Below are 23,604 nucleotides of genomic sequence, written 5' to 3'. Positions count from 1 at the left end.
CTGTCGAAGAGTCCATCAGAGACTTGCGGAAACGAACGAGGGCTTAACGATCATGCATCAGTTCCTGAAACGCGATGACGTGATGACCGGCGGCGCGAGGCCGGAGTTGCTGGCGCCCGATACCACGGGGCTGAACTTCTATCGCGCGGATCCGGCGCTCACCGATCTCCTGCGCATCCATCTGCCCGAGACGCTGTTTCGGCACCTCGTGCCGCATCTCGACCGTCTCGGCGAGCTCGCCGGCTCCTATCTCGACGAATGCGCCCGCTTGGCTGACCGTCATGGCCCCGTGCTGCACCAGCGCGACCGCTTCGGCCGCGACGTGCAGTGGGTCGAGTATCATCCCGCGTATCGCGAGCTGGAGCGCGCCGCCTTTAGCGAGTTCGGCATTCATGCGATGTCGATCCGCAAGGGCATTCTCGGCTGGCCGAGCAAATATCCCGTCGCGGCAAAGCACGCCTTCACCTTCCTGTTCAACCAGGCGGAGTTCGGTCTGGGCTGTCCGATCAATGTCACCGATGGCTGCGCCAAGCTGCTGGCGAGCTTCGGCAGCGACGGGCTCAAGGCCAAGTACCTCGATGGCCTGACGCAGACCGACATGAGAAAGCTGACCCAGGGTGGCCAGTTCATGACCGAGAAGGAGGGCGGCTCCGATGTCGGCACTTTGACGACGGTCGCCGTCCCGGAGGGCGACCATTGGCGCCTGCATGGCGAGAAATGGTTCTGCTCCAATGCCGATGCGAAAGTGGTGATGCTGCTGGCGCGGCCGCAAGATGCCGAAGCGGGAACGCGCGGCGTCGGCCTGTTCTTGATGCCGCGCTTCCTCGATGACGGCAGCCAGAACCACTATCGGATCGTGCGCCTCAAGGACAAGCTCGGCACCCGCTCGATGGCCTCGGGCGAGATCAAGCTGGAGGGCGCGATCGCCTATGCGGTCGGGCGGCTCGATCGCGGCTTCGTGCAGATGGCCGAGATGGTCAACTCGTCGCGTCTCTCCAACGGCGTCAAGTCGACTGCGCTGATGCGGCGGGCTTGGCACGACGCGATCACGGTCGCGCGCAACCGCGTGGTGTTCGGAAAACGCATCGTCGACCTGCCGCTCGGGCGGCGGCAACTGCTGAAGATCCTGCTCGCGACCGAGCAGGCGCTGTCGATGAGCTTCCTCACCGCCGACGCGCTCGACCGTGCCGAGGCCGGCAGCCAGGAGGCCGCGGCGCTGCTGCGCATCCTGACGCCGACATTGAAGTTCCGTGCCACGCGCGACGCGCGCAAGGTCTGCGGCGATGCCTTGGAGATGCGCGGCGGCATCGGCTATGTCGAGGAGTTCGTCACCGCGCGGCTGCTGCGCGACGCCCATCTCGGCTCGATCTGGGAGGGCACCGGCAACATCGTCGCGCTCGATGCGCTGAAGCGCGCCGTGGGCCGGCACGGTGCGGAGGCCGCGCTGGCAGCCGACCTGCATGCGCGGCTCGACGACAGCGCCGCCGTGCCGCAGGCCTGGCGCGATCAGCTGCATCGACTCGTGGATCGTGCCGTGGGCTTTGCGCGCGAGGTCGCGGGACGCGCCGACAATGAGTCCGAAGCGCGCCGCGCCACCAGCCTGCTGTATCACGTGGCGAGCGCCGTCTCGACGACCTGGGAAAGCGCGCGCATCCACGCGATGCGCGGTGACGCGCGCAGGCTGTTGCTGGCGAAGCTCATCGTCGCGCACCGGCTGACGCCGTCCGATCCGTTCCGGCTCGCGGAAAATAGGATGGATGATGCCATCGCGACACTGCTGCTCGGCGAACGTACCGCTGATATGGAGGAGGTTGGCGAACTGCTGTCAGCGGCGTAGGCTTGCCGCGACCAACAACAAACAAGATCGGGAGAACGCCAATGAAAGCCGCCGTGCTGATGGAGGTCAACAAGCCGCTGGTGATCGAGGACATCAGTGTGCCCAAGCCGGGGCCGCGGGAAGTGCTCATCCGCACGGCGGTGGCCGGTCTCTGCCATTCCGACCTGCACTTCATCGAAGGCCTGTATCCGCATCCGCTGCCCGCCGTGCTCGGCCATGAATCGGCTGGGATCGTCGAGCAGGTCGGCGCCGACGTAACCTATGTGAAGCCGGGCGATCATGTCGTCACGTGTTTGTCCGTGTTCTGCGGCACCTGCGACAACTGCACGACGGGCCGCCCGGTGCTGTGCACCGATACGACGGTGAAGATGCCGCCCGGCGCCTCCAACCGGCTGTCATGGGGACGAAGTGAGAAGCTGCACCAGTTTCTCAACCTCTCGTCCTTCGCCGAGCAGATGCTGGTGCACGAGAATGCGATCGTGAAGATCCGCCCGGACATGCCGCTCGACCTCGCGGCGCTGATCGGCTGCGGCGTCATCACCGGCTATGGCGCCGTCGTCAACACGGCGCGGGTGCAGGCCGGCGAGACCGTGGCCGTGATCGGCTGCGGCGGCGTCGGCATGGCTGCGATCAACGGCGCCGAGATCGCGGGCGCGGGCCGTATCATCGCCATCGACACCAATCCGGCCAAGCTGCAGCTTGCGACGAAACTGGGTGCGACTGACATCATCAATCCCGCTGAGGGCGACGTCGTGGCGCAGGTGCGCGAGCTCACCAAGGGCGGCGTGCATCACGCCTTCGAGGTGCTCGGGCGCAAGGAGACCGCCGAGCAGGCTTTCGCGATGCTGGCGCCTGGCGGCACCGCGACCATCGTCGGCATGATCCCGTTCGGCCAGAAGATCGAGCTGCACGGCTTCGACTTCCTGCGCGAGCGCCGCATCCAGGGCTCGTCGATGGGCTCGAACCACTTCCGCGTCGACATGCCCCGTCTCGTTGAGTTCTATCTGCGCGGCAAGCTGCATCTGGAGGACTGGATCTCCGCCAAGCTGAAGCTGTCCGAGATCAACGAGGGCTTTGCCAACATGAAAGCCGGCAAGACGCTGCGCAGCGTGATCATGTTCGACGCGTGAGGTGGGTGGTCGGGTGTGAGGCAGGTGATGAGGTTCGGCGGGTCTGCCTATTAGTTACCCGTCATGCCCGGGCTTGACCCGGGCATCCAGCCTCTCTGGAAGATGGATGGCCGGCCTGGCCATGACGATGTAGGACGACGGCGGAATTTGGCTAGGCGTTGTTGAAGAAGCCCGATCGCGAACTAGTCCGCAAACAGCGGCGGCGGGACGAAGCCGCCGAACTCGCGCTCGATCAGCTCGGCGAGCTTGAGCGGCGTGCGATCCTCGAAGAACGGGCCGACGATCTGCACCCCGACCGGCAGGCCGTCGGCAAGCCCAAGCGGAATCGCGGTGGCGGGCAGTCCGGGCAAGGTGGCGATGCCCGGCCAGGCGAGCTGATCGGTGTAGCAGTGCTCGACGCCGTCGATGCTGATGCGGCGCTGCTCCTGGTCGGGCGAATGGTCGTGCGGATAGGCCGGCGTCGGCATGATCGGGCAAATCACGGCATCGAAATGCTCGAACAGCGTTCGCCATTGCGCGCGCAGCCGCGCCCGCGCCCCGCCGGCCTGCACCCAGTCGCGATGGCTGAGCGCGATGCCGCGCAGCCGCTCGGCCGCGAGGCTCGCTGCCTCCTTCGGCAATTGCGCGGCCGCGTGGCTGGCGCCGGCGTGGACCTCCGCCGGCATGGTGGCGCCGATGAAGCCGAGCAGCATGCGCATGTAGAGCCGGCTCGATGCGGCGAAGTCCGGCAGCAGCGGGCTCTCCGTCGTGACGCTGACGCCGGCCCGCGCGAGGTCGGCCGCCAGCCGCTCGATCGCGCCGCGCACGGCGCTGTTGGTCGGCAGCAGCGGATCGCTCGCGACCACCAGCACGCGGAAATCCTGCAGGCGACCGTGACGCGGCGGAGGCAGGTCGAGGCGAAACGCCTTGCCGGCTTCGAGCGGGTCGGGGCCCGCGATCACATCGAGCAGCAGCGACAGATCAGCGGCCGAGCGGGCCATCGGGCCGACGACGGCGAGGTCCGCCTCGCCCGGCAGCGGCTGAAACGGCGGTGGCGTGTGGCCGCGCGAGGCCGCGAGGCCGTAGGTCGGCTTGTGCGCGGTGACGCCGCAATGAAACGCGGGGACCCGGAGCGAGCCGCCGATATCGGAGCCGAGCGACAGCGAGCCGTAGCCGGCCGCCAGTGCCGCGGCCGATCCGCCGGACGAACCGCCTGGCGTGCGGCCGAGATCGTAGGGATTGTTGGTGGTGCCGTAGATGTCGTTGTAGCTCTGCCAGTCGCCGAGCCCGAGCGGCACGTTGGTCTTGCCGAGCACGATGCCGCCGGCATCCTTCACGCGCGTCACCGTCAGCGCATCCTCGGCCGCGATGAAATCCCTATGCTGCGGAAAACCCCAGGTCGTCGGCAGGCCGGCGACGTTGTAGGATTCCTTCACCGTGAGCGGAAGGCCGAGCAGGGGCCGCCGTTCGCCGCGCGCCAGCGCCGCGTCGGCGACGTCAGCGGCAGCGAGCGCGCGCTCGAAATCGCGCACGCAGACGGCGTTGATCTCGGAGTCATGACGTTCGATGCGGTCGATGGCGAGCTTGGTCAGCTCCACCGACGAGATCTGACGATCTGCCAATGCCTTCGCCGTGTCGACGGCGGTTGCGAACGTCCATTGCGGTGCGGCCAAGGTCGATCCTCCCGGTGCGATGTTTGCCGGGAGTCTTAACCGATGCGGATGGCGATCGCTTGACCAAAATTGCGGACTATCCTCTAGCCCGGCAGCATCCGCTGCATGACGCGGTCGCGATAGATGAAGACGTGCGCGATCGCGGCGGCGACGTGAACGACGATCAGGATCAGCAGCAGCCATTCGGATGCCTGGTGCAGCCCGTCGATGGCGCGGTTACCGGCCGGGTTGCGCGCGGCCAGCATAGGCACCGGAAGCAGGAAGAAGAACGACACGCTCCAGCCGCGGAACGAGGCGAACAGCCAGCCGGTGATGGTGCTCGCCAGCACCATCACATAGAGCATCCAGTGCACGACCTCCGAGCTCAGCCGCTGCCAGGGCGGCAGTGAGCTCTCCGGTGCGACGGGGTGGGTGAGCCGCCAGAAGAAGCGCACCAGGATCAGCGCGAGGATGGTGAGACCGAACGAGATGTGCAGGATCATCGGCGCGCCGGGGGGTGTGTTCGCGTGCAGGTCCGGCATCAGCCAGCCGATCGGATACTGGATGGCGAGCAGCGCCACCGCCAGCCAGTGCAGGATCTTCGCGGGCGTGCCGTAATGCAAGCGTGGCGTCATAACGAGTTTTCCGTTGTGATCGGTCTGGCGCCATCAGCCTCGCGGCTGGACGTTTCGCAAGACGCCGGGGTGCGGATGCTAGGCCGCTCCTATGAGAATTCCGACGCCGAGCACGATGATGCCGCCGAGCACGATCTGGAACACCGCCTGCAGGAACGGCGTGTCCATGTAGCGCGCGCGGATGTAGGCGATCGCCCACAGCTCGAAGAATACGACGAGACTGGCGATCGCGGTCGCAATCCAGAACGCGTTGGTCCAGGAGTCCGGGACGAGATAGGGCATCGTGTGCCCCAATCCGCCGAGCGTGGTCATCGCGCCGCACACGGCGCCGCGCAGCCACGGCGAGCCGCGGCCCGTCAGCGAGCCGTCGTCGGACAGCGCCTCGGCAAAGCCCATGCTGATGCCGGCACCGATCGAGGCGGCGAGACCGACCAGGAAGGTCTGGAAGTTCTGATGTGTGGCGAAGGCGGCGGCGAACAGCGGCGCCAGCGTCGAGACCGAGCCGTCCATCAGGCCGGCGAGACCGGGCTGGACATATTGCAGCACGAACACGCGCCGCCGCGTCTCGTCCTCCTTGTGCCGGACGTCCGGGCTGAGGATCTTGTCGGTCAGTTTCGCCGCGACCTTCTCGTGGCCCTTCTCGGCCTCGGCGAGATCGCCGAGCAGCCGGCGCACGCCGACGTCCTTGGCCTGCTCGGCGGCCTTGGCGTAGAAGCGCTCGGCCTCGAACTCCATCGTGCCGACCTCGCGGCGGATGGCGTCGAGCGACAGGTTCTTGGTCAGCCAGATCGGCCGGCGCTGCATGAAGCCCTTGACGTTCTCGCGCCGGATCGGCGGCAGGTTCTTGCCGAAGCGCTCCTCATAGAGCTCGAGCAGCATGTGGCGGTGGCCCTTCTCCTCCTCGGCCATCTGCTCGAACAGCTTGGCCGAATCCGGATAACGTTCCGCCAGATCCTCCGCGAAGCTCATATAGATGCGGCCGTCTTCCTCTTCGGCCGAGATCGCGATTGCCAGGATCTCGCGCTCGGTGAGGTCGGCGAAGTTCTTCATTCCAAGGTCCCCGGATCTCTCGCTCTCAACATTCGAGTGTTTAGAACGTTTCTAAAGTCTATATGGATTTGCCGCACCGCGGTCAAACTCCGGCCGCTGATTGGTCGCGAAACCCTTTCGTGACGTCGCATTCAAGCTCCAGTCATGGAACTGCGAGGATAGTCCGTCGTTCGCGTTCCGCTCAGCCACCTAAGGAGTTCCAATGGATAGCGTCAAATATCGGCTCAACGATCCAGGGTTGGCGCCGCGCCGCACCCGGATGGACATCCCGGGCTGGGCGGGCGAACGCCAGCCACGCGCGAATGGCTCGCATGAGCAGGTCTGGCATTGCGTACCATTCTCGGAAGGTGCGCAATATGGCATCGAGCTGTTTTATCCCTACGACTTCGAGCTGCAGGTCACCACGCGCGACGGCAAGCTGGAGCTGTCCGGCGACTGGGGCGAGCCGCCGAGCCCGAGCCTGCAATGGCCGCCATTCCGCAATTTCGGCGATGCCTTCTACACCTACCAGATCCTGCTCGATCTCAAGGTGCCCAACGGCTTTGCGATCCGGACCGAGCCGCATCCGCGATTCTACACCGACCGCACCGACACCTGCCCGATCGCGGTGCCGGCGCTGGTGCGCAGTTTCTGGCCGATGCTGTTCTTTTGTGTGTTCAAGGCGCCTGCCGAGGGCCGGACCCACGTCTTCCGCCCCGGCGAGCCGTTCGCGCAGGTGATCGTGATTCCCGAGGAGGCGAACTTCACCGTCGAGCCGATGAGCCCCGACGAAGCGGCGGAACGCGAGCTGCAGTCACGCCGGATCCATGCCAGCCGGCCGGTGCTCGCCAAGGACACCGAATGGGTGTCGAGCACCGATACGGTGTTCGACGGCACCTACCGCCACCTGCATCGCGCCGCGAAGGAGAAGGCGCGCAAATCGTGAGGACGCTCTGCTGACATGAAAGAGGCGCCGACCTCGCGGCCGGCGCCCCGTCAAACCATCATCGCGATGCGATCAGTAGCGATCGTAGTACCAGTGATGGTGGTGATGATGGTGATGGTGGTGATACCAGCGCCGCGGCGGCACCACGTAGACGCGCGGACCATAGCCGTAGCCATAGCCATAGCCGCGCCAGTAGCCATGGTGGTGATGGTGATGATGATGGTGGTGATGGTACCATTGCGCGAGCTGAACCTTCGGCTCGGCCGTCGGCGGTCCCTGCTCGTCGAGTGCTTGAAGCACCTTGGCGGCGTTCGGAATCGGCTCGAGCAGGTCGGCGTAGGAATTGGCCTTCAGGACATCGGTCGGGGCGGGAGCCGCCGACGCCTGCGCCGTGCCGAGCGCGCCGACAGCGGCGACCGCGCCCAACAAGCCTGCGATCTTCTTATCCATAAATCATCTCCTGATGCGCATCGCCCGGATGCAGAAACGTCAACCCCGAATGTTCGTTCCTCGATTCGCCTGATAGTTCGAAACGGCGTCCGAAATCAGGCTGTCAGTCTGTTCAGGAACGTTAACAGGAGCTCATTGACTCGTTCATGTTGCTCCTGCTGCACCCAATGACCGGCGCGATCGATCAGCTCGCACAGCATCATGTTGGTGCACACTCGGGATTGCATCGCCTCAAACACGCCGGGCCGTTGGTAGATGCCCCAGTCTTGCAGGCCCGAGATGAATGCAGACGGAACGTCGATGGTGAGATCCGACCACGTCTGCAATTCAGCGTCGAATAGGCCGGACGTGCCGCAGCGGTACCACTGCAGTCCGCCCTGGAAGCCGTTTCGTTCATATTCGGCGGTGTAGACAGCGAGTTCATGGTCCGGCAGCCAGCGATTCGCCGCGATCGCCGCCGCATCTGGCATCTCCTCGGCGACGGTCCCGGCCATCGTCTTGCCGAGGTCCATTACGTAGTAGGTCGGTAGCTTCGCGAGCTCGCTCGCGCTCCACGCCTGCAGCGGGTAAGGGGCGTTGCCCGCCCAGTCCGCGCTCTTGTGATGGTAATAGGCGCGCAGGAAGTCATGCAGTCCCTGCGGCGCCCGATGCATGTCCGTATTGGCCTGCCGCGTCGCGTAGTACCATTGATAGTGCTTGCGCGGCCGCGGCAGCGCGGCCAGTTCGCGATGCACGGGATCCTCCTGCGGCGCGAGCGGATGACCGGCGATGTCGAACGGTGCTGCCGGTGGCCCCGGGAACGGTGCGCTCATCATCACGACCGATCGAAAGACATCGGGGCGGATCACCGCGCACCACGCCGCGACGGGGCTGCCGAAGTCGTGGCCGATGACAGAAGCGACATGGCGATGGCCGAATGCATAGACCACGCCAAGCGCATCACGCACCAGATTGGTGAATCGAAACGGCGCGAGATCGTCGTCATAGTCGGCGCTCCACCCCGTGGTGCGGCCATAGCCGCGCTGGTCCGGCGCCAGCACGTGATATCCGGCGGCGGCCAACGCCGGCATCACCTTGCGCCAGCTATAGGCCAGCTCGGGAAAGCCGTGTAGCAGCAGCATACAGGGGCGGCCGGGCGTCTCGAAGCCGGCTTCCAGCACGTGCATGCGCAGGCCGTTGATGCCGTCGACGAAGCGCGAGCGGATCGTGGATGGGAGGGGAAGCGGGGGAAGGGACTGGGACATGGCGTGCACTCTCCTCGCGTCGTCCCGGCCAAGCGAGCGAAGCGAGCGCGAGCCGGGATCCAGGGATCCATAACCACAGGCGCTCATGTGGCGCCAAGCTGGAGCTTATACCCTTCGCATCATCGGCTGCGGTGGCTATGGTTCCCGGCGCAAGGCCGGGACGACAGCTACCGTTATTGGAGCTATGCCGCGCCCTTCTTCGGCCAGTAGCGCTCGCGCAGGTGGCGCTTGACCAGCTTGCCGGTCGGCGTGCGCGGCAGTTCCGGCTCGAAGTCGATCGAGCGCGGGCACTTGATCGGCGACAGATGCTGGCGGCAGAACAGGATCAATTGCTCTTCGAGCGCCTTGCCGGCGCGCGCCATGTCGTGCGGCTGCACCACCGCCTTGACCTCCTCGCCCATCTCCTCGTTGGGAACGCCGAACACCGCGACGTCGGCCACCTCCGGGTGGGTGATGAGGACGTCCTCGGTCTCCTGCGGGTAGATGTTCACGCCGCCGGAGATGATCATGTAGGACTTGCGGTCGGTGAGATAGAGGAAGCCGTCGGCATCGAGATAGCCGACATCGCCGAGGGTCGACCAGCCCTTGTCATTATAGGCGCGCTTCGTCTTCTCCGGATCGTTGTGATAGGAGAACACAGGTGCGTCGGCAAAGTAGACCGAGCCGATCTCCCCGATGGGCAGCTCCTGGTCGTCCTCGCCGAGGATCTTGATCTTGCCGACGACGGCACGGCCGACGCTGCCGCGGTGCTCCAGCCACTGCTTCGAGGTGCAGACGGTGACGCCGTTGCCTTCGGAGCCGGCATAATATTCAATCAGGATCGGACCCCACCATTCGATCATCCTGGCCTTGACGTCGACCGGGCAGGGCGCTGCGGCGTGGATCGCACCCTTCAAGGTCGAGACGTCGTAGCGCTTGCGGACGTCCTCCGGCAGCTTGAGCATGCGCACGAACATGGTCGGCACAAGCTGTGACTGCGTGACCTTGTATGTCTCGACGAGCTTCAGGAACTCCTCGGCGTCGAAATGCTCCATGATGATCGAGGTGCCGCCGAGCACGGATACCATCATGTTGAAGCGCAGCGGCGCAGCGTGATAGAGCGGTGCCGGCGACAGGTAGATGCTGTCGGCGTTCATGCCGCACATGTCGGCGCAGAGCACGCGCAGGAACTGGTTCGGCTGATCGATCGGATTGCCTTCGAAGTCCTTCTTGATGCCCTTCGGCCGTCCCGTCGTGCCCGACGAGTACAGCATGTCATAGCCGGCGACCTGGTCGGCAATCGGCGTCGTCGGCTGGGCACCAGCCTCCTTGTCCCAGGAGCGGAAGCCGGGCTCGGGCTCGTCGACCATGAAGAACAGCGGGCCGTCCGTGCCGCTCACGAGATCGCGGACCTGCTCGGCGCATTTCGGCGAGGTGATGAAGACCTTGGCGCCGCAATCCTTGATGATGTAGGCGATCTCGTCCTTGGTGAGATAGCGGCTGATCGCGGTATAGTAGAGACCGGAACGCTGCGCGGCCCAGGCGATCTCCATGAAGGCCAGCCGGTTCTCCATCAGGAAGGCGATATGGTCGCCGGCTTTCAGGCCCAGCGCACGAAAAAGCTGCGCGCCCTGATTGGAGAGCTCGTCGAGCTCGCGATAGGTGATGGCCTTGCCGCTGCCGGCCATCTGATAGGCGATCTTGTCGGGATGGCTTCGGGCGTGGATGGAGGGGTGGGTCATGAGGGCACACCGCTTGATCAGGATGGCTGTCGTCCCCGCGAAAGCGGAGACCCATAACCACCGAATGAAATTGGGAAGCGAGCTGGAGCTCCAGCTCAGCTCGACCACGAACACGTGGGAGTATGGGGCCCGGCGCAAGGCCGGGACGACACCATTGCTGTAGCGAGGACTACAGCCGCTCCACGATCGTCACGTTCGCCATGCCGCCGCCTTCGCACATCGTCTGCAACCCATAGCGCTTGTTGCGGGCCTTCAGCGCATGCAGCAGCGTGGTCATCAGCTTGGTGCCGGAGCCGCCGAGCGGATGGCCGAGCGCGATGGCGCCGCCATTGACGTTGAGCCTGTCAGGATCGGCGCGGGTTGCCTTCAGCCACGCGGTCGGCACCGATGCGAAGGCCTCGTTGACCTCGTAAAGATCGATGTCGTCGATCGACATGCCCGCCTTCTGCAGCGCGCGCTGCGTCGCCGGCAGCGGCGCCTCCAGCATGATCACGGGGTCGCCGCCCATCATGGTCATGTGGTGGACGCGGGCCAGCGGCTTGACGCCGAGCGACTTCAGGCCGCGCTCGTTGACGACCATGACGCCGGACGCGCCGTCGCAGATCTGGCTGGCCGTGGCCGCCGTCAGCCTGCCGTTCTCGGCGATCAGCTTGACGTTTCTGATGCCGTCGAGGCTGACGTCGAAGCGGATGCCCTCGTCGATGTGGTGGGTGTCGGTCGAGCCGTCGGTACGGGTGATCTGGAGCGGGATGATCTCGTCCTTGAAGTGCCCTGCTTGCGTGGCGGCAATCGCGCGCTGATGGCTGTTATAGGCGTATTCGTCGAGCTCATCCTTGGAGAGACCGTACTTCTCCGCCATCATTTCCGCGCCGGTGAACTGGCTGAACTGGATGTTCGGATAGCGGCTCTCGATGCCAGGGCTCTTGTAGTGCCCGAAGCCGTTCTTCGCCGGCAGGGTCGATGACAGGCCCATCGGCACCCGGGTCATCGACTCCACGCCGGCGGCGATCACGACATCCATCGCGCCGGACATCACCGCCTGCGCAGCGAAGTGCAGCGCCTGCTGCGACGAGCCGCACTGCCGGTCGATCGAGGTGCCCGGCACGCTCTCCGGCAGCTTCGAGGCCATCACCGCATTGCGCGCGATGTTGTTCGATTGCTCGCCGGTCTGCATGACGCAGCCCATGATCACGTCCTCGACCTGGTCCGGCGCGGCGCCGGAGCGATCGACCAGCGTATCCAGCACCTTCGCAGCGAGATCGGCCGGATGCCAGCCGGCCAGACGGCCACCCTTGCGGCCGCCGGCCGTGCGTGCGGCCGCGACGATGTAGGCTTCCGCCATGACGTGTCCTCCCTAGACTTGGTGTTCGTGATTGCGCGCGATTTAAATGCTCCAATGTCGGTTAGTCAATCGATCAATTAACTCTTGAGATCAACTCCGGCTTCGGCTTATCTGCCGCGATCAATTGCGAGATGCGTCTTGGGACCTCAGCTCCAGAACAGCGTGCCGGAAAAGCTTCCCGCGGGACGGAATGCCACCGCGGAGAAGCTGCTGGACGCAGCGAGCGAGCTGATGATTCAGAGGTCCTCGATCGAAATTTCGCTCAGCGACATCGCCCAGAAGTCCGGCGCCAACGCCGCCCTGGTCAAATATCATTTCGGCAACAAGGACGGGCTGCTGTTGGCGCTGCTCGCCCGCGATGCTGCGACCGAGGTCGCCAATCTCGATTATCTGCTGGCGCAGCCGCTTGCGCCGACGGCCAAGCTCAAGCTGCACATCAGCGGCATCATCCGCGCCTATCACCGGTTTCCCTACATGAACCGGCTGATCCACTATCTGCTGCACGAGAGCAGCGCCGAAGCCGCGGATGAAGTGTCGAAGTTCTTCGTCGCGCCGCTGTTGGATTTCCATCGCCGGCTGATCGAGGAGGGCGTCGCCAAGGGCGAGTTCCGCGCCGTGGATCCGGTGCTGTTCTATACCAGCCTGATCGGCGCCTGCGATCATCTGTTCTTCGGCCGCCACGCGATGTCGCGCGCGATCGGCGTCGGCCCGGTCACCGATGATGTCTGCCGTCAGTACATCGCCCACATGGAGGCGCTGATCTGCGGCGGAATGTTGAAGAGGGCGAATGGCGAATAGGGAGTAGCGAATAGAGGTTCGCCCTATTCGCTACTCCCCATTCGCTATTCGCAAACAAAAAACGTCCAAGGAGGAAGCGTATTATGCAGTTGAACAACGTTGCCGTTCTCATCACCGGCGGTGGCTCGGGCCTGGGCGCCGCCACGGCGCGCGCCATGGCTGCCAAGGGCGCCAAGATCGCCGTGCTCGACCAGAGCAAGGAGAATGCGGAGAAGGTTGCCGCCGAGTTGAAGGGCGTCGCCATTCATGCCGACGTCACCGACGAGGAGCAGGTCAAGGCCGGCATCGCCAAGGCGGAAGCGGCGCATGGCGTCGCCCGCGTGCTGGTCAACTGCGCCGGCATCGGCGGCTCGCAGCGCATCGTCGGCAAGGACGGCGTCTATCCGCTCGCGAAGTTCGCCCGCATCATCAACGTCAACCTGATCGGCACCTTCAACGTGCTGCGGCTGTTCGCCGAGCGCCTCGTCACCGCCGAGCCGATCGGCGAGGAGCGTGGCGTCATCATCAACACGGCCAGCGTTGCCGCGTTCGAGGGCCAGATCGGACAGATCGCGTATTCGGCCTCGAAGGGCGGTGTCGTCGGTCTGACGTTGCCGGCGGCGCGCGATCTCGCCAGCCAGAAGATCCGCGTCAACACCATCGCGCCCGGCCTGTTCCTGACGCCGCTGCTGATGGGACTGAACGAAGAGGCGCGCAAGAGCCTGGGCGCCCAGGTGCCACATCCGGCCCGGCTCGGCGACGCCTCCGAGTACGGTAACCTCGCCGTCCACATCGTCGAGAATCCGATGCTGAACGGCGAGACCATCCGCCTCGACGGTGCCATCCGCATGGCGCCGCGCTAGCGGCAAGCTCCGCTGTCGTCCCGGCCTTGCGCCGGGACCCATACGCCGCGGCGTCTGAAACAGGCAATCTGACAGACGCCGTAGGTACAACACAAGCCGGTGGCTATGGATCCCGGCGTTCGCCGGGATGTTACTAAGGGTGGAGCGCGCGTCATGTCCCAACCGCTGCTGATCGAGCACGACAATGGTGTCGACCGGGTGACGCTCAATCGTCCGGACAGCCTCAACGCGCTCGATCCGGCGCTGATCGACGCGCTCAATGCCTATTTCGAAAGCCTGCAGCGCAATCGCACCACGCGGGTCGTCGTGCTGAAGGGCGCCGGCAAGAACTTCTGCGCCGGGCTCGATCTGAAAGCCGCGATGCAGCGTCGCGGCGGTGTCAATGAGCCCCCTGGCGTCACCGAGTCGTTGGATTCGCAGCGGCGCATCGCCGATATCGTGATGCTGATGCGGCGTTGTCCGCAGCCGATCATTGCGCTGGTGCAGGGCGCAGCCGCCGGCGGCGGCTTCGCCCTGGCGCTCGCGGCCGACATCCGCATCGCGTCGCGCTCGGCGCGGATGAACTGCGCCTTCATCAAGCTTGGCTTAGGGGGCTGCGACATCGGCACCAGCTACTTCCTGCCGCGCCTCGTCGGCGTCTCCGTCGCGTCTGAGCTCATTCTCACCGGCCGCTTCATCGGCGCCGAGCGCGCGCTGATGGTCGGGCTGGTGTCGGAGATCGTCGAGGACGACATGCTCGACAGCGCGGCCGCGCCCTTCGTCGATGCGATGATGACGGCCTCGCCGGTCGGACTTCGACTCTCGAAGGAATGCCTCAACATGAGCGTCGATGCGTCGTCGATCGAGGCCGTCATCGCCATGGAGGATCGCAACCAGGTGCTGTGCAGCCGCTCCGAAGATTTCAAGGAAGGTATTCAAGCCTTTCTTGAGAAGCGAAAGCCGGTCTATACCAACCGGTAGATATCAAGATCCGCAAAGGACGATATTTCGGGAGACGCAAAATGGACGGGACGGCAGCGAAGGTGCTGGAGAAGCCGGCATTCCGCAAGGTCAACTGGCTGGCGCGCGACATCGATGTCATCAGGCGCGGTGACGGCGTCATCGTCATCAAGTCGCGCATTCCGCTGCAGGCCTATGAGCCGCATTTGGCGGCGCCGCTCGCCCGCTGGGCCAAGGAGACGCCGACGCGGACCTGGCTCGCGCAACGTGGCGGCCCCGATCGTCGGTGGCGCAAGCTGTCCTATGCCGAGGCGAAACGGACCGTCGACGGGCTGACGCAGGGCCTGCTCAATCTGAAACTCGACGGCCGCCCGGTCGCGATCCTCTCCGGCAATTCAATCGAGCATGCGCTCATCACCATGGCCGCGATGCAGGCCCGTTCGCCGGCCGCTCCGGTGTCGCCGGCCTATTCGTTGATGAGCCATGATCATCTCAAGCTCAAATATCTGTTCGGGCTGGTGAAGCCGGGCGTTGTCATGGTGCAGGACGGCCCGACCTTCGAGAAGGCGTTGAAGGCGCTCGATCTCGACGGCGTCACCGTCATTCATGTCACGCGTCCGTGCGAGGGCATCCCCAGCGTCAGCTTCGCCGATCTCGCCGCGACGCCGGTCACCGGCGAGGTCGATGCCTCGATCGCGCAGATCACGCCGGATACCGTCGGCAAGCTCTTGTTCACCTCCGGCTCGACCGGCATGCCCAAGGCGGTCATCAACACCCAGCGCATGATGTGCGCCAATGCGGCGATGATGATGCAGACGCGGCCCCGCGGGCCTGATGCGCCGGTCTCTACCGTGCTCGACTGGATGCCGTGGAATCACACCATGGGCGGCAACGCGCTGTTCAATCCGCTCTTGATCGAGGGCGGCACGCTCTACATCGATGACGGCCGGCCGATGCCCGGCATGTTCGACGAAACCATCCGGAACCTGCGCGAGGTCTCGCCGACCTATTACGCCAACGTCCCCGCCGGCTATGCGGCGCTCGCGGCGGCGATGGAAAAGGACGACGCGCTGTGCCGCTCCTTCTTCAAGGATCTGGGCATCATGGCCTATGGCGGCGCGCGGCTGCCGGACGATCTGTACGAGCGCATGCAGGCGCTGGCGGTCAAGACCACCGGCGAGCGCATCGTGTTCTACACCGGCTGGGGCTCGACCGAGACGGCGCCGACCTCGACCGGCACCTATTGGAACACGGAGCGGGTCGGGCTCATCGGCCTGCCGTTCCCCGGCGTCGAGCTGAAGATGGTGCCGACCGGCGACAAGTACGAGCTGCGCCTGCGCGGCATCAACGTGATGCCCGGCTATTTCGGCCAGCCCGAGCTGACGAAGAAGGCGTTCGACGAGGAAGGGTTCTACTGCATCGGCGATGCCGGCGTGTTCGTCGATCCCAATGACCCGGCGCAAGGAATCATCTTCGCCGGCCGCGTGGTCGAAGATTTCAAGCTCACGACAGGCACCTTCGTCCATGTCGGCTCGCTTCGCACCGATGCGATCGCAGCCGCAACGCCGGCGATCCACGATGCGCTGGTGACGGGGCAGGACCGCGAATATGTCGGTCTCCTGGCCTGGCCCAATCTGCACGCCTGCCGCCAGTTGGTCGGTGATCCCAATGCGACGTTCGAGGATGTGGTGAAGCATCCTGCCGTCATCGACTGCGTCCGCCGTGGTCTCGAAGCCCATAATAAAGAGTGCGAGGGCGCGACCAGCCGGCGCATCGGCCGCGCCATGTTGATGGTCGAGCCGCCCTCGATCGATGGCCATGAGCTGACCGACAAGGGCTACATCAACCAGCGCGCCGGTCTCGAACGCCGCGCCGCGCTGGTCGAGCGGCTCTACGCGGCCGAGCCCGACAGCGACGTGATCGTGCTGTGATGACGCATTTTGAAACCGTCATTCCGGGGCACTCGCGCAGCGAGTGAACCCGGAATCCAGAGATAAATCAGATCGAGATTCCGGGTTCGATGCTGCGCATCGCCCCGGAATGACGATCAGGAAGCAGGTGAGGCCATGAACTTCGATTTCTCCGACGACCAGAAGCAGCTGCGGGACCAGGCGCGGAAGTTCCTCGCCGAGAAGTGTCCGCCCAAGGCGGTGCGTGTCGTGCTCGACGGCAAGGAGCCATACGACCGCGCGCTGTGGAAGGGCTTTGCCGAGATGGGCTTCCTCGGCGTGGCCATTCCGGAAGAATATGGCGGCGCGGGCGCCGGCCATCTCGAGCTCTGCGTGATCGCCGAGGAGGTCGGCCGCGCGCTGGCGCCGGTGCCGTTCTCGTCCACGGTCTATCTCGCCGCCGAAGCGCTGATGCTGGCTGGCAGCGATGCGCAGAAGCAGACCTGGCTGCCGAAAATAGCGAGCGGCGAGGCAATCGGCACGCTGGCGCTGTTCGAGGGCACCGGTAATCCGTCGCCGAAAGCGATCAAGTGTGAGGCCGCCAACGGCGTGCTCAACGGCACCAAGAAGCCGGTCGCCGACGGCGCCATCGCCGATCTCATCATCGTTGCCGCGCGTACCGGCTCGACCGGCCGCGACAGCGACATCTCGCTGTTCCTGGTCGACACCAGGGCGGGCGGTGTCGAAGCGAAGGCGCTGACCAATCTCGATCCGACCCGCGGCCAGGCCGAGCTCACCTTCAAGAACTGCAGGGCGGAGCCGCTCGGCGCCGCCGGCGAGGGCTGGAGCATCATCACCCAGGTGCTCGATCGCGCCGCGGTGCTCACCGCCTTCGAGCAGGTCGGCGGCTCCGACCGCGCGTTGGAGATGGGCCGCGACTACGCGCTCGACCGCATCGCCTTCGGCCGGCCGATCGGCTCGTTCCAGGCGGTCAAGCACATGCTCGCGGACATGTACGTGTCCGCGACCTTGGCGCGCTCGAATTCCTATTACGGCGCCTGGGCGCTCTCGACCAACGCTCCTGAGCTGCCGGAGGCCGCGGCCTCAGCGCGCATCAGCGCGACGCAAGCCTTTCAACACTGCGCCAAGAACAACATCCAGGTCCATGGCGGCATGGGTTTCACCTGGGAGTTCGACTGCCACATGTACTACCGCCGCGCCAACGCGCTCGCGCTCGGTCTCGGCAGTCTGTCCTATTGGGAGGACCAGCTGATCGACCGCATGCGCAAGCGCAATGCGGCGTGAGGTAAGGTGAGAACTCGTAGGGTGGGCAAAGCGAAGCGTGCCCACCATCGCGTCATGTGATTGCAACGGTGGGCACGGCGCGCTGCGCCTTTGCCCACCCTACGAAAGCAGGGTTTGACCATGAACTTCGATGACACCCCGCAGGAGGCTGCATTTCGCAGCCAGGCCCGCGTCTGGATCGCCGCCAATGCGCCCAAGCAGTATGAGGACGAGCTGCGCGCGACCTCGCTCGGCCGCGTCGCGCTGAAGAACGCTGACATTCTCGACGTCGCCAAGGCTTGGCAGAAGAAGAAGGCGGAGGCCGGCTGGGCCTGCCTGCATTGGCCGAAAGACTATGGCGGCCGCGGCGCCTCGCCGATCGAGCGCGTGATCTGGCAGCAGGAGGAGGGGCCCTACGGCAAGCTCTCCGGCATGTTCATCATCGGCCACGGCATGTGCGGCCCGACCATGATGGCCTACGCCTCCGAGGCGCATAAGCGGCAGTATCTGCCGCCGCTGGCCTCGGGCGAGAAGGTCTGGTGCCAGCTGTTCTCCGAGCCGGCCGGCGGTTCCGACGTCGCCGGCCTGCGCACCCGCGCCGAGAAGCGTGGCGACGACTGGATGATCAACGGCCAGAAGATCTGGACCTCGGGCGCGCATTATTCCGACTACGGCATCCTGCTGACGCGCACCGATCCGACGGTGCCGAAACACAAGGGGCTCACCATGTTCTTCCTGGACATGAAGAGTCCGGGCGTCGAGATCAGGCCGATCAAGCAGGCCAGCGGTCACTCCGATTTCAATGAGGTCTATTTCACCGACGTCGTGATCCCGGACTCGCAACGGCTCGGCGCCGTCAATGACGGCTGGAACGTCGCGCTGACAACGCTGATGAACGAGCGCATGTCGATCGGCGCCGGTGTCTCCACCGGTTTCCCGGAGCTGTTCGACTTCTGCTCGAACGTCATGCTCGATGATCGGCCCGCGATCGAGGACCGCAACGTTCGCTCAAAGCTGGCGAACTGGGCGGTGAAGGCGAGCGGACTGAAATACACCAGCATCCGTGCCATCTCGGCGCTGTCGAAGGGCGAGCGGCCGGGACCTGAGAACTCGATCGGCAAGCTGGTGGCGGGGCCGATGATCCAGGACGTCGCGGCTTACGCGCTGGACCTGCAGGGTGCCGCCGGCGTGCTGAGCGGCCCGGAGGCTGAGCTCGCCGGAAAATTCCAGGCGATGCTGTTGCGCGCGCCCGGCACCCGCGTCGAAGGCGGCACCGACGAGATCATGCGCAACATCATCGCCGAGCGCGTGCTCGGGTTGCCGGGTGACATCCGTGTCGACAAGGACGTGCCGTTCAATCAGGTGCCGACCCGGGGACGAAACTAACACGTGCAGTCGTAGGGCGGGTTAGCGCAGCGTAACCCGCCGTCAGCTCGTACAACGCTGATCAAGTGGCGGGTTACGCCTTCGGCCAACCCGCCCTACGCATCGGGAGTGAGGGTTAGACCATGAACTTCGACGACACCCCGCAGGAAGCCGCCTTTCGCGACACCGCGCGCGCCTGGGTCGCGGCCAACGCGCCGAAGGAGCTGGAGGAGGAGCTGGCGAGCTCCTCGCTCGGGCGTATCCGGCTCAAGCATGCCGACATCGTCGAGGTCGGCAAGGCCTGGCAGAAGAAGAAGTCCGATGCCGGTTGGGCCTGCCTGCACTGGCCGAAGGAGTATGGCGGCCGCGGTGCGACGCCGATCGAGCGCGTGATCTGGCAGCAGGAGGAGGGCGTGTACGGCAAGCTGACGCAGCCGTTCCAGATCGGCGAGGGCATGTGCGGCCCGACCGTGATGGCCTATGGCAGCGAAGAGCACAAGCGGCGCTATCTGCCCAAGCTCGCCTCCGGCGAGGAGATCTGGTGCCAGCTGTTCTCCGAGCCGGCGGGCGGCTCCGACGTCGCGGGTCTGCGCACCCGCGCCGAGAAGCGCGGCGACGACTGGCTCATCAACGGTCAGAAGATCTGGACGTCGGGCGCGCACTACTCGGATTACGGCCTGCTGATCACGCGCACCGATCCCAACGTGCCCAAGCACAAGGGCCTGACGATGTTCTTCCTGGACATGAAGAGCCCGGGCGTCGAGGTCCGCCCGATCAAGCAGGCCAATGGGATGCAGGAGTTCAACGAGGTCTATTTCACCGACGTGGTGATCCCGGACAGCCAGCGGCTCGGCGCGGTCGGCGACGGCTGGAACGTGTCGCTGACCACCTTGATGAACGAGCGCATGTCGATCGGCGCGCGGCTCGCCACCGGCTTCCCGGAGATGTTCGAGTTCTGCGCCAATCTGATGACCGAGAGCGGACTCGCCATCGACGATCGCGCCACGCGCTCGAAACTGGCGTCGTGGGCGGTCAAGGCCAGCGGGCTGAAATACACGAGCTATCGCGCGATCTCGGCGCTGTCCAAGGGCGAGCGGCCGGGACCTGAGAATTCCATCGGCAAGCTGGTCGCCGGCGTCATGCTGCAGGATATCGCAACCTACGCGATGGATCTCGAAGGCGGCGCCGGCGTGCTGACCGGCGCGGACGAGGCGGTGACGCAGGGCCAGTTTCAGCAGATGCTGCTGACCTCGCCCTCGATGCGCATCGCCGGCGGCACCGACGAGATCCTGCGCAACATCATCGCCGAGCGCGTGCTCGGCCTGCCCGGCGATATCCGTGTCGACAAGGACGTGCCGTTCAACAAGGTGCCGACCAAGGGGCGGAGCTAATCCCACGGCATCACGACGACTGTCATTCCGGGGCAAGGCCGCAGGCCTTGAAGCCGGAATCTCGATGTCGGCTTGGGCTTATTCTGAACAATGTCGAGATTCCGGGGGCGGCCGCCGCGGCGACCGCCCCGGAATGACGGGGGGTGGAGGGCGAGCACAACGCGAGCGCCTCCGGTCGAACTGTATGGAAGGTTGTCATGTCATCAGCGGCGCCAAAGTCAGAGCAAGATCCCATCACCATTCTCGAAGAGCTGATGGCCTCGCGCTTCTCCTGCCGCAGCTTCCGCGCGGAGCCCGTGCCGCGCGCCACCATCGAGCGCATCCTGGCGGCGGCGCAGAAAACCGCGTCCTGGTGCAACAGCCAGCCCTGGCTGGTCGAGATCACGTCGGGCCCGGCGACTGAGGCTTTCCGGAAGGTGATGTATGCGGCGGCCTCCAGCGGCAAGCCGGCGTCAGGCGACTTCCCGTTTCCGCGCGAATACACCGGCGTCTATCTGGACCGGCGGCGCGAGAGTGGTTTCCAGCTCTACAACGCGCTCGACATCCCGCGCGGCGACAAGGCCGGCTATGCCCGGCAGGCGCTGGAGAACTACAACTTCTTCGGCGCGCCGCATGTGGCGATCATCCACAGCGACGAGGCGCTCGGCACCTACGGCGCGATCGACTGTGGTGGCTACGTCACGAGCTTCATGCTGGCGGCGCAGGCGCTCGGCATCGCCACCGTGCCGCAGGCGGCGCTGGCATTTCATTCCGACGTGGTGCGGCAGCATTTCGGATTAGGTGACGACCGCAAGGTGGTCTGCGGCATCTCGTTCGGTTATCCCGATCTCGGTCACAAGGCGAACTCCTACCGCACCAGCCGCGCCGCGGTTGCCGAGACGGTCCGATTTCACGACGAATAACTTCGCGTCCGTAAGTCGTGCGCGCGTATTTGTTGCCGGCGGAGTTCCGTTTTGCGGGACTCCGGACGGGGCAAGACGACCCACGAGTCCCTTTTTGTAAACCGAGTTTGCTGAACAGGGAGCAGCTCGGGCGGCGGTGCCATGATTTTGCCGAGCTGTCGTCCACGTTCGGCGAGCGCGTTTCGGCAACGATGCTCGCGCTCTCCTGCCCGACCTTCACATCGAAAGCCGCTCTGAAATCAACAGTTTGTCCGCGATCCGCCAATCGAGGCTCACTGCTGCAGGGACCGGAGGGGTGGCGAGGGTCGGTGCAGGAGCGCTAGTGGTTGCTGTTGCCCGATTTGGGCGCGCATTTTTCCCTGAGCTCGTGGGCTTCAAGCAATGATATTGACAAAATCCTCTCCAACATTTTGAGTTGCATTGCCCGAGCGTCAACGATGCAAAATTGTAGTAGCTCGATGATCTTCTCGATTGAAGGTTCAGTCACGGCTCAAAACCTGAAGTGTCAGCGATGGATTCCATGAATACGCCCTCCAACCTTTACGTCCTCGAGGTGGATGAGGCGACGCTCCTTGGTCACCGCCTCTTGAAGGCTTTCCATAAGCTCAGGCTGAAGCGGCACCGGGAACAGCTCATTGCGCTGGCTGAGCGGCTCGTGGAAGATGAAGAAAGATATCCGGCAGGGCCTGGCGGCTGACGTCTTCGAGTCCTTGCCACGTCAGCGTCGGCCGCGTCAGGCCGATCTGCTTGCAGAGTGACTTCCACGTCGTTTCATCGCAGTCGACGAGCACGGCCATTACCGACATCCCATCCATCATGTGAGGTACGCCGAGCGGCCGCGCCTTCCAGCCGCACTTCTCGAACCGCGGCAGCCACCAGGTTTCAAGCACGATCGAAAAGCCGGTCAACCCGATCGAGATGCCGTACTCCATGATCGCAGTCAGCAGCAGCATGTCGATCCGCGGGCCCGCATGCTCGCCGCGGCGCTCGGGGATCACGAAGATGCGCGACAGCTCGTAGACGTCCGGGCGCTGGATCGTGCCGCGCAGATTCAGATACGGGAAGATGTCGCTCATCAGCGTCGGCATCAGCGTTGGCACCGCGCGCATCGAGCCGATCAACTGGCCGTTGTCGATGCAGAACAGATAGACCGAATCCTCGGTGTCGAACTGATCGATCTCGCGCCCGTCGGGACGATCGAGCGCCGTCCACTTGCGCTGCTTGACGTAAATCTCGTGGCGCAGCCGGTAATACGGATCGAAATATTTCTCGTACAGAGCGCGATTATCTTTTCGAACGACATGAATCTCAGGCATCGAAACCCCCGGTCGTCTGAATCAAATTGGGGTTTGCAGATTGCCGATGCGCTCGAATTGATCCAGTGGGAGAAACGCCAGATCAGATCGAGATCTCGCCGTTGACAAGAGCGGTCGCAACCGTCGCCGTCTTGTTCTTGGTCGAAAGCTTGCGCTGCGCCTCCTCCAGATGCCAACGGACGTTGCGTTCGGAGACGCCGAGGATGCGCGCCGTCTCCCACGCGGTCTTGCCGCGCGCCGCCCAGCTCAGCACCTCGGCCTCGATCCGCGACAGGCGTCGGCTTTGGTTGCTCGCGGCGGAGCGCGCCAATGCGCGCAGCCTGCTGTGCGTGAAGATGCTGATCAGGTGCAGCGCGCCCCGCGCATCGGGGGCGAGATTCGGATTTTCGCCTGCAAGGCTGACGGCGCCCACGGCATCGTCGTAGTGGATGGGAACGCAGAAGCCTTCGTTCAACCGGAAGTCCTTCGCGCGCATCATCACCTCATGCGCGCCGGGCTCGTCCTCGCGGTTGTAGGGCACCTCCGTCCACGCGAATGGATTCAATGTCGAGATGCAGTGCCGCGGAATCGGATCGCAGCGGTGGAATTGCTCGCGCGCATACATGTCGAACCATTCCCGCGGCCAGCCGTTGGCGAGAATGGTCTGCTGCAGCGATTGGCCCGAGGTCGGCACGCCGGCCATGATGTAGGCGTGAAAGCCCAGGTCGCTGATCATCTTCTCGAACTGGGAGAGCACGCTTGCGCTGGTCTTCGACGCCTCGATCGCATCGACGTACTCCAGAGCTCGTCGTCCCCAATACGCGTCCATCACTTGCATGTGAAAGTCTCCGCCCGCGGTTCAAGCTAGCCACGGACAAAAAGCTGTCAACCGCAAATTGGAGGTTTAGGTCGATAGTTCGTTGAGCGTGTGTCA

Annotated in this window: 20 protein-coding genes; 11 read left to right on the top strand and 9 right to left on the bottom strand. The window is 64.8% G+C overall.

Annotation, left to right across the window (positions count from 1 at the left end):
• Nucleotides 1-52 precede the first annotated feature (52 nt).
• Both QX070_RS03145 and QX070_RS03140 read left to right on the top strand, forming a co-directional pair.
• Complete coding sequence (locus QX070_RS03145; protein ID WP_315734798.1) at nt 53-1,837, top strand: acyl-CoA dehydrogenase family protein; 1,785 nt, start codon at nt 53-55, stop codon at nt 1,835-1,837.
• A gap of 41 nt (nt 1,838-1,878) precedes the next feature.
• Complete coding sequence (locus QX070_RS03140) at nt 1,879-2,967, top strand: Zn-dependent alcohol dehydrogenase (protein ID WP_315734796.1); 1,089 nt, start codon at nt 1,879-1,881, stop codon at nt 2,965-2,967.
• Nucleotides 2,968-3,149: 182 nt separating this feature from the next.
• Here QX070_RS03140 and QX070_RS03135 read toward each other — a convergent pair whose 3' ends face one another.
• The 3 genes from QX070_RS03135 to mbfA form a co-directional block, all read right to left on the bottom strand.
• Nucleotides 3,150-4,619, bottom strand: coding sequence for an amidase (locus QX070_RS03135; protein ID WP_315734794.1), 1,470 nt, complete (start codon nt 4,617-4,619; stop codon nt 3,150-3,152).
• 83 nt (nt 4,620-4,702) lie between these two features.
• Entirely contained in the window at nt 4,703-5,233 is a 531-nt protein-coding gene (locus QX070_RS03130; protein ID WP_315734792.1) for a cytochrome b, read from the bottom strand.
• 78 nt (nt 5,234-5,311) lie between these two features.
• Nucleotides 5,312-6,283: an iron exporter MbfA gene (gene mbfA, locus QX070_RS03125; RefSeq protein WP_315713729.1), complete on the bottom strand. Its 972-nt coding sequence runs from the start codon at nt 6,281-6,283 to the stop codon at nt 5,312-5,314.
• Between the two features lie 202 nt (nt 6,284-6,485).
• On the opposite strand from mbfA, the gene QX070_RS03120 reads away from it, so the two are divergent.
• Nucleotides 6,486-7,208, top strand: coding sequence for a hypothetical protein (locus QX070_RS03120; RefSeq protein ID WP_315734790.1), 723 nt, complete (start codon nt 6,486-6,488; stop codon nt 7,206-7,208).
• A gap of 72 nt (nt 7,209-7,280) precedes the next feature.
• On the opposite strand, the gene QX070_RS03115 is transcribed toward QX070_RS03120, so the two are convergent.
• The 4 genes from QX070_RS03115 to QX070_RS03100 form a co-directional block, all read right to left on the bottom strand.
• Entirely contained in the window at nt 7,281-7,658 is a 378-nt protein-coding gene (locus QX070_RS03115) for a hypothetical protein (protein ID WP_315734788.1), read from the bottom strand.
• A gap of 95 nt (nt 7,659-7,753) precedes the next feature.
• Nucleotides 7,754-8,824, bottom strand: a complete 1,071-nt coding sequence (locus tag QX070_RS03110) for an alpha/beta hydrolase (protein ID WP_315735695.1) — start codon at nt 8,822-8,824, stop codon at nt 7,754-7,756.
• Nucleotides 8,825-9,084: 260 nt separating this feature from the next.
• On the bottom strand, nt 9,085-10,623 hold the full coding sequence (locus QX070_RS03105) for an acyl-CoA synthetase (RefSeq protein WP_315734786.1): 1,539 nt from the start codon (nt 10,621-10,623) through the stop codon (nt 9,085-9,087).
• 169 nt (nt 10,624-10,792) lie between these two features.
• Nucleotides 10,793-11,965, bottom strand: coding sequence for an acetyl-CoA C-acetyltransferase (locus tag QX070_RS03100; RefSeq protein WP_315734784.1), 1,173 nt, complete (start codon nt 11,963-11,965; stop codon nt 10,793-10,795).
• A gap of 138 nt (nt 11,966-12,103) precedes the next feature.
• On the opposite strand from QX070_RS03100, the gene QX070_RS03095 reads away from it, so the two are divergent.
• The 8 genes from QX070_RS03095 to QX070_RS03060 all read left to right on the top strand — a co-directional run bounded on the left by QX070_RS03095 (nt 12,104) and on the right by QX070_RS03060 (nt 21,375).
• Entirely contained in the window at nt 12,104-12,763 is a 660-nt protein-coding gene (locus QX070_RS03095; RefSeq protein WP_315734782.1) for a TetR family transcriptional regulator, read from the top strand.
• An 83-nt stretch (nt 12,764-12,846) separates the two neighbouring features.
• Entirely contained in the window at nt 12,847-13,605 is a 759-nt protein-coding gene (locus tag QX070_RS03090; protein WP_315734780.1) for an SDR family NAD(P)-dependent oxidoreductase, read from the top strand.
• Nucleotides 13,606-13,758: 153 nt separating this feature from the next.
• Nucleotides 13,759-14,565, top strand: coding sequence for an enoyl-CoA hydratase/isomerase family protein (locus QX070_RS03085; RefSeq protein ID WP_315734778.1), 807 nt, complete (start codon nt 13,759-13,761; stop codon nt 14,563-14,565).
• 41 nt (nt 14,566-14,606) lie between these two features.
• Complete coding sequence (locus tag QX070_RS03080) at nt 14,607-16,475, top strand: AMP-binding protein (protein ID WP_315734776.1); 1,869 nt, start codon at nt 14,607-14,609, stop codon at nt 16,473-16,475.
• A gap of 135 nt (nt 16,476-16,610) precedes the next feature.
• Nucleotides 16,611-17,738, top strand: a complete 1,128-nt coding sequence (locus tag QX070_RS03075) for an acyl-CoA dehydrogenase family protein (RefSeq protein ID WP_315734774.1) — start codon at nt 16,611-16,613, stop codon at nt 17,736-17,738.
• 120 nt (nt 17,739-17,858) lie between these two features.
• Nucleotides 17,859-19,103: an acyl-CoA dehydrogenase gene (locus QX070_RS03070; RefSeq protein WP_315734772.1), complete on the top strand. Its 1,245-nt coding sequence runs from the start codon at nt 17,859-17,861 to the stop codon at nt 19,101-19,103.
• A gap of 122 nt (nt 19,104-19,225) precedes the next feature.
• Nucleotides 19,226-20,473: an acyl-CoA dehydrogenase gene (locus tag QX070_RS03065; RefSeq protein WP_315734770.1), complete on the top strand. Its 1,248-nt coding sequence runs from the start codon at nt 19,226-19,228 to the stop codon at nt 20,471-20,473.
• Between the two features lie 254 nt (nt 20,474-20,727).
• Nucleotides 20,728-21,375, top strand: a complete 648-nt coding sequence (locus tag QX070_RS03060) for a nitroreductase (RefSeq protein ID WP_315735693.1) — start codon at nt 20,728-20,730, stop codon at nt 21,373-21,375.
• A 632-nt stretch (nt 21,376-22,007) separates the two neighbouring features.
• Here QX070_RS03060 and QX070_RS03055 read toward each other — a convergent pair.
• A complete protein-coding gene (locus QX070_RS03055; RefSeq protein ID WP_315734768.1) occupies nt 22,008-22,691 on the bottom strand; it encodes an acyl-homoserine-lactone synthase in 684 nt (227 codons plus the stop codon).
• 82 nt (nt 22,692-22,773) lie between these two features.
• The gene (locus QX070_RS03050; protein WP_315734766.1) at nt 22,774-23,508 is read right to left on the bottom strand and encodes a LuxR family transcriptional regulator; all 735 of its coding nucleotides are present in this window, start codon (nt 23,506-23,508) and stop codon (nt 22,774-22,776) included.
• Nucleotides 23,509-23,604: the final 96 nt, after the last annotated feature.

Source organism: Bradyrhizobium sp. SZCCHNR1093 (assembly GCF_032381175.1).
Taxonomy (GTDB): Bacteria; Pseudomonadota; Alphaproteobacteria; order Rhizobiales; family Xanthobacteraceae; genus Bradyrhizobium.
Note: the sequence above shows the minus strand (reverse complement) of the source record. Positions and strands in the feature narration are given on the sequence as shown.